This window comes from Enterococcus mundtii, assembly GCF_002947535.1.
In the GTDB taxonomy this organism is placed as follows: Bacteria; Bacillota; Bacilli; order Lactobacillales; family Enterococcaceae; genus Enterococcus_B; species Enterococcus_B mundtii_B.
The window spans coordinates 38,013-44,854 of the sequence record NZ_PUAP01000052.1 but is presented as its reverse complement, the minus strand read 5'-3'; the positions used below and the strand labels follow the sequence as shown (position 1 = coordinate 44,854).

Genomic DNA, 6,842 nt, shown 5'->3' with positions numbered 1-6,842 from the left:
GCTTAATTATACAAACGGCGTTGGGATTACTGAGCAAAAAAAATCAAACGGGGTATGAATTGAATCAAGCATTCAAAAATGAGATCGGTGAATTCTGGCAGGCAAAGCATAGTCAGATCTATCCTGAACTGGCTAAGATGGAAGAACTTGGAATCATCAAACATGAAGTAGGAATTACTGGAGTCAAGCTAGAAAAGAAAATTTATCAGCTGACTGAAGAAGGGCGTGTTTTGTTAAACGAATGGATCCATACCTCGCCAAACGAACTCCCGGTCAATCGAGACGAATTTGTCTTGAAACTTTATTTTGTGAAAGACATCAATGATCCAACATGGATCGAGATCCTTGAACAGCAAAAGGAGCTTCATGAAGAAAAAAGACAGCATTTATTCGCCCGACAACAAGTGATTTTCCCGACAGAAAAAGACCAACATGAAAATTATGGCCATTATTTGATCTTGTCTCACGCAATCAATCGAGAAACCGAATATATCAACTGGTTGACACAAGTATTGGAACAAGAAATAAGAAAATAAATGGAAAGTTTATGACAAACAGCTTAAAAAGGCGCCATCCACAAAAATTTGAAAAACAATTTTCGTGGATGGCGCCTTATTTCTTGAGGCTGAACACTTCTGTTCCGACCTCGTGGTGGCTTTTCTATTTAACTGTAGCATGTCGGCTACAAGTTCTAATGGAGTAAAAAAATCAACCTGCGATCTTTTCTTATTTTTCCAGTATTTTTTTAGGATCAGTTGTTTCATCTGCTGGAAGGATCTTATAAGACAGTTCATCTGTTTCTTCGTCATGAATAATACATAGCTGTTCCAGATCATTGAAGTCGCCAATCAAAAGGAGTGTATAACGTTCATCAATCAACTGGATGTCTTTGATGGATTTTGAGAAAACTTTTCGGACATGGCTCATTTTGTTTAAACGTTCCTGAGCTTTTTCAGCGGCTTTGGTCAACGTGTACCCTTCATCTAAAAATTTCTTGATGATCTCAACTTTGACCACTGTCGGTAATCGGTATTTTCTTGAGCAATTCGCGTCAGCAGTAACGGATTGGATAAAGCCTTTTTTTTCCCAGTATCTCAACTGTCGTGGCGAAACCCCAACGATCTCACTCAATTCACTGATGCCTACTAATAAGTGGTCATTTTCCAATAATTGTTTAAGTGAAGCCCCCACCATTCGTCACACTCCTTTGTTGGTTGTTCCCTTAATTATACTTTTGTTGACTATCGTGTCAAGTAGGTTGACAAAAGTTGAAAATAGGAATAAAGTATCTTAGTGATTTCAGAAAACATTCAGAAAGAAGGAGAAATATGAGTAAGAATCAACCCGTAGATATTTACGGAAAACCATATAATCGTACACTATTAGTTGTCGTGTTATTGATTGGGACATTTTGTACGGTCTTGAATCAGACCTTACTGACAACTGCTTTTCCAGCATTGATGAAAGCTTTCGATATTTCAGCTTCTGATGTGCAATGGTTGACAACAGGCTTTTTACTAGTGAACGGGATCATGATTCCGATTACTGCTTGGTTGATCAATAAATTTAGTTCTAGAAAATTATATCTGTCAGCTATGACGATTTTTTTGATTGGAACGATTACCTGTTTTACTGCTCCTAACTTTAGTACGCTACTGATTGGACGTTTGATCCAAGCGTGTGGTGTAGGGGTATCTATGCCATTATTGCAAAATATTATGCTATCGATCTTCCCACCAGAAAAAAGAGGTTCTGCTATGGGAATGTCTGGGATCGTTATCGGATTAGCCCCAGCATTAGGCCCAACACTATCTGGTTATATCATTGATAACTATCATTGGCGCGATTTATTTGGAATGGTTATTCCAATCGTCGTTCTTGTTTTAGTACTTGCGTTCTTTTTGATGAAGAGTGTGATTCCTTTATCCAATCCAAGTATCGATATTTTCTCTGCCATTCTTTCAACAATTGGATTTGGTAGTTTGCTATACGGATTTTCAAGCGTAGGAGACGCCGGTTGGGGAAGTACGAAAGTAATTAGCTTCTTGATTGTTGGTGTGATTTTCATCGCCGCATTTGCTTGGCGTCAATTACATTTAGAACATCCATTCTTAGAGTTGCGTGTCTTCAAATCACCAACCTTTACGATTGCAGCGATTTTAGCTGGAGTAACGAATATGGCAATGGTCGGAGCGGAAATGGTCGTTCCTTTATATATTCAAAATATTCGTGGAGAATCTGCTTTCCACTCAGGTTTGATGTTGCTTCCTGGAGCATTGATCATGGGGGCAATGATGCCGATCACTGGTGCGATCTTTGATAAACATGGGGCAAAACGTCTTGCGATTGTTGGGATGTTCATCTTAACAGCAGCTACAGCACCTTTTGCTTTCTTGACTGAAACGACACCTGTTTTGTATATCGTCATTCTTTATGCGATCCGGATGTTTGGGATCTCGATGGTCATGATGCCGGTGACGACATCAGGGATGAATGCTTTACCTAACAACTTGATCAGTCACGGAACAGCGGTGAACAATACCTTCCGCCAAATTGCAAGTTCGATCGGAACTGCGATTTTGATCAGTGTGTTGACGAATGTTACGAAAGACAATCTACCAACGGATGCTGTGTTGAAAAGTACACCTTTAGCCTATAAAGATCAAGCAATCAACGCGACTTTATCTGGTTACCATGCGGCCTTCTTTGTCGCAATCATATTCGGCTTGATTGGTTTTGCGATTGCTTTCTTCTTAAAAAGAAAAGAACCAGTAGTGGTGGAAGTGGGGGATAACGCATGATTATTTTCGTATTGATTGCCAGTGTCATTGCCTTTGCTTTGACGAATGTTTTTGCCAAAAAAAGGTGGCAAACACTTCTTTCACTCGTCTTTGGCTTACTGTTTGTTCTCTCATTAGGGCTGATCGTAGGAAATATCACTAATCATTTTGGTATGAAAGAAGTGACAGAAACAAAAACGACTCCGCTCGTTTCCAGTGCGGATCAGTCAGACGTAAATATGTTGCTTTATCAGTCACTAGGAGATGGAACAGAAAAAGTCTACTTATATCGAACCGATGACAAGCAAAAAGAACCAAAAGCAACTGGCACAAAAAATGAAACAAATAAGGTTGAACAAACGGACGGAAAAGCAGAAAAAGTCAGTGAAACAACTTATTGGGTCTATAAAAATGACCAATACAAATTCTGGTTCAACTTAGCGGATAATAACCATGAATATGAACGCCGGGTCAATACGTTCAAACTTCCCGCGGATTGGATCGAATTAAGTACTGACCAAGCCTCTGAATTGGCAAAACGTGTCGAAGAACAAAAAAGCACGATGGAAGCCGATGCACAAAACTTCGTAAAAGAAGGCTTGATGAAAGCCATCGCCCAAAACCCAGCGATGACTCAAGAAGAACAACAACAAGTATCAAAAGACTTAGCGACAACCTATCAAAAACAAGCATTGGCAAAATTAGTTGAAGAAGTGAAGAAGTAAATAGTTTAATAATAGGACAAAAATAGTGGATGAAGTATTCGACAACATACTTTATCCACTATTTTTTTATGGAAGTAGGAATGGAATGAAATTTGCATTTTTGCATATTTAAAGAGTAGAAGACAGAAAGTTCCTAAAAGAAAGGAGTGGTCGAAATACGAATAAGAAATTTTCTACAAAGGATAATTATGTATATACAAAACGGAGGTCGTTTATAATGGAGATGTTGCCAATAAAAAAATGGGGAAACAGTAATGGTCTTAGGTTACCAAAATATATCATGGAATACCTTGAAATCCATACAGAAGATAAAGTGAAAATCATACAAGAAGAGAAGAATGGGAAAAAACGTTTGATTATTGAGATATCGTTCTTCTTGGCTTTGAACCGTCAAAAGGTTATGCAGTTAAAAAGAGACGACCGGCTTTAATTATGAGTAAGGATGCGTACAATTTAGCAACGAATTTAATTATCGTATGTCGAATTACTACAAGTGATAAAAATAGACTATTTCTTGTGCCTATTCAAAGCGACAAGTTCAAGCTAGATGAAGTGAAGAAAAGCAAAGTAAATACGCTTCAAGTATTCTCTCTTGACTATACCGAAAAGCTAAACGAAAGGTTAAATATATAGACACTTTAGAGGAAGAAGCTTTTTTTGATATTGCACAAAGATTTCTTAAAAATTTTTCTTTTCCTATCTAGAGATCAGATGGTTGAGAATCAATTTATCTTAGGAAGAAATAATTTATTTAATTTGATAAGTTGATATATAAGCCCTTTTTGAAACCGCGAGCTACATAGTACGAACAAAAGAATAAAGCAAAAACACATTTGGTTTTGAAATTACTTGTCAAAACCAAATGTGTTTTTTTCTATTATATTTTACTATTCTGCTCTTAAAGCAATCGCTGCATCTTTCTTCGCTGCCATACGAGCTGGGATGTGTCCGCCTAACATCGTTAAGATCGTTGATACAACAATCAAAATCAAGGCGTGTACAGGATTTAGTTGAGCAACATTTTCTAAATCAGTCATATTGTACAAGAGACTATTGATTGGGAAAGTCGCGAGCCAAGCAATCAAGACACCAAGTAATCCAGAAGAAATCCCTAAGATGCAAGTCTCAGCATCGAATACTCGTGTGATATCTTTCTTACGGGCACCTAAGGCTTTCAAGACCCCGATTTCCTTCGTACGTTCGATCACAGAAGTATAAGTGATGATGCTGATCATGATCATACTTGTTACAAGTGAAATACCTGCAAAAGCAATCAAGACATACGTGATGGCATCCATCAATCCACCAGTCAATTCGGTCATCGTTCCAGCTAAATCGGAATAGACGATTTTATCTTCATCTGATTTGCCTTTGTTGAATTCATTTAAATAGTTTAGAATTTCTTCTTTATCGCCAAAATTATTTGGGTAGATCATGATACTTGAAGGTAAGCTATCTCCACCTAAATAGCTGATCAATGTTTGTTTTGCTGACTCATCTACTTTTTCAGTCGTCAATACGTTCATATCGCTGTCTTTTTGTGCTTGAACGATTTCAGAATCTTTGTTTTCATTGACGATTTCTGTTGTCAATTGGTCGCTGTAAGCAATACCAGGAGATAATAGATTCATCGTAGAAGAAGATTTGACACGTAGAATACCAGAAATCTTAACTTCTCTGGAGGCATCTTCGTACATCGCTTGGTAATCCGTATTAGGAATGAAGTTTCCTGTCGGTAATTTTGTATAGTACGCATCATTGTTCACTAATTTGAAAGTAGTGCCGACGATTTTGTCAAAATCAAGTGTTTCGCCGTCTTTCACATCAAAGCCTAAATTTTTCAACGCATTGATGTTGGTATTATTATTGCCATCCACGATCAATACGACATCATTTGCAGAGGCAGGATAACTACCAGAAAGTAATGAGTAATTTGACTCTAAGAAATTGTCTTTTTGGTCGTCTAGTTGTGTTGGGAAACTAGAAACACCTACACCAGTCATGGAAGACATCGCACTTGAGAAGGACAGTGATTCAGAATCTGGGTTTTGATTTGAGAAGCTAACAGGCTGTACTTCGCCGTCAACATCTCTTAACAAATTGATACCAGTCGTGCGAGTGAAACCAATATTATTACTTAAATCAGGATCGATACTTGTTACATAATCAACATATTCTTGGTCGATATTATTTGTATGTTGTGCCCGATCTTCGTCGCTGACTTTTGCAGTGACGGTTTTTGTATCTGGATATTCGGCTGTGTTGGAACTCAAACCATCCGATTCAGAAGGCGGGCTAGTGGTGACTTTGGAAATCGTGATTGGAAAACGAGCCATCGTTTCTGACTGTGTTTGATCAATTTGTTTTTGGAATCCTGTAGATAGGGCTAATACGATCGCAATCCCAATAATCCCGATACTTGAAGCAAAGGAAGTCAAAAATGTTCGTCCTTTTTTCGTACGAATATTATTGAAAGATAATTTTAATGCGGTCCAAAAGCTCATCTTTGTCCGACGTAGATTAAATTGATCATCTTTTGGACGTTCGATATGTGGATTAGAATCAGAAACGATTTTTCCATCTGAGAACTCAATGATTCGATCGGCATATTCATGTGCCAACTCAGGGTTATGTGTGACCATGATCACTAGTTTCTCATTGGATAGTTCTTCGATCAACTTCATGATTTGGACACTTGTTTCTGTATCTAAAGCACCGGTTGGCTCATCACATAGAAGGATGTCAGGGTCATTGGCTAAAGCACGTGCAATTGCGACACGTTGCATTTGTCCACCAGATAATTGATTGGGTTTTTTGTGCATGTGGTCGGTCAAGCCAACGCGACGCAATGATTCCTCAGCTTTTTTCCGTTTCTCGTCTTTAGAGACACCACTTAATGTCATGCCAAGTTCAACATTTTCAATGATTCCTAAATGCCCGATCAAGTTATAGCTTTGGAAAACAAAACCGATGGAATTATTACGATAAGCATCCCAATCGCTATCTTTAAAATCTTTTGTGGACTTCCCATTGATGACCATATCGCCAGAGTCATAATTATCCAAGCCGCCGATCACGTTCAGCATAGTTGTTTTACCAGAACCACTAGGACCTAGAATAGCTACAAATTCTTTTTTTCTAAAAGCGACGGATACGCCGTCTAATGCTTTTGTCGTTGTTTCACCAACTTTATAATATTTCTTTATCTCTTTTAATTGTAACATTGTCACCCTTCTTTCCGTTTGAAATATTCGTTATACTAATAAGTATAACAGAACAACGAACGTAGTATAATGAATGAATGTTAACTGAATATGAACAATCAGAAAAAAAACTG

General features: G+C 37.9%; 6 protein-coding genes and 1 pseudogene. 5 read left to right on the top strand and 2 right to left on the bottom strand.

The window, feature by feature from the left end; translation table 11 throughout:
* Positions 1-5 precede the first annotated feature (5 nt).
* On the top strand, positions 6-536 hold the full coding sequence (locus CUS89_RS15045; protein ID WP_104872708.1) for a PadR family transcriptional regulator: 531 nt from the start codon (positions 6-8) through the stop codon (positions 534-536).
* 190 nt (positions 537-726) lie between these two features.
* On the opposite strand, the gene CUS89_RS15040 is transcribed toward CUS89_RS15045, so the two are convergent.
* The gene (locus CUS89_RS15040; protein ID WP_104872707.1) at positions 727-1,194 is read right to left on the bottom strand and encodes a MerR family transcriptional regulator; all 468 of its coding nucleotides are present in this window, start codon (positions 1,192-1,194) and stop codon (positions 727-729) included.
* Positions 1,195-1,328: 134 nt separating this feature from the next.
* Between CUS89_RS15040 and CUS89_RS15035 the strand changes: the two genes are divergently transcribed.
* From CUS89_RS15035 to CUS89_RS15020, 4 genes and pseudogenes are all read left to right on the top strand, one after another.
* Positions 1,329-2,801, top strand: coding sequence for an MDR family MFS transporter (locus tag CUS89_RS15035; RefSeq protein WP_019723916.1), 1,473 nt, complete (start codon positions 1,329-1,331; stop codon positions 2,799-2,801).
* Positions 2,798-3,505 carry a DUF4811 domain-containing protein gene (locus CUS89_RS15030; protein WP_104872706.1) on the top strand — a complete coding sequence of 236 codons (708 nt, stop codon included), beginning with the start codon at positions 2,798-2,800 and terminating at the stop codon, positions 3,503-3,505. Before CUS89_RS15035 ends, CUS89_RS15030 begins: the two co-directional genes overlap by 4 nt.
* Positions 3,506-3,722: 217 nt before the next feature.
* Positions 3,723-3,935, top strand: a complete 213-nt coding sequence (locus CUS89_RS15025; protein ID WP_308726901.1) for an AbrB/MazE/SpoVT family DNA-binding domain-containing protein — start codon at positions 3,723-3,725, stop codon at positions 3,933-3,935.
* Positions 3,872-4,209 (top strand): annotated as a pseudogene (locus CUS89_RS15020) (type II toxin-antitoxin system PemK/MazF family toxin). The gene CUS89_RS15025 and the pseudogene CUS89_RS15020 overlap by 64 nt, the downstream one beginning before the upstream one ends.
* Positions 4,210-4,392: 183 nt before the next feature.
* On the opposite strand, the gene CUS89_RS15015 reads toward CUS89_RS15020, so the two are convergent.
* Entirely contained in the window at positions 4,393-6,729 is a 2,337-nt protein-coding gene (locus tag CUS89_RS15015; protein WP_104872705.1) for an ABC transporter ATP-binding protein/permease, read from the bottom strand.
* Between the last annotated feature and the right edge of the window lie 113 nt (positions 6,730-6,842).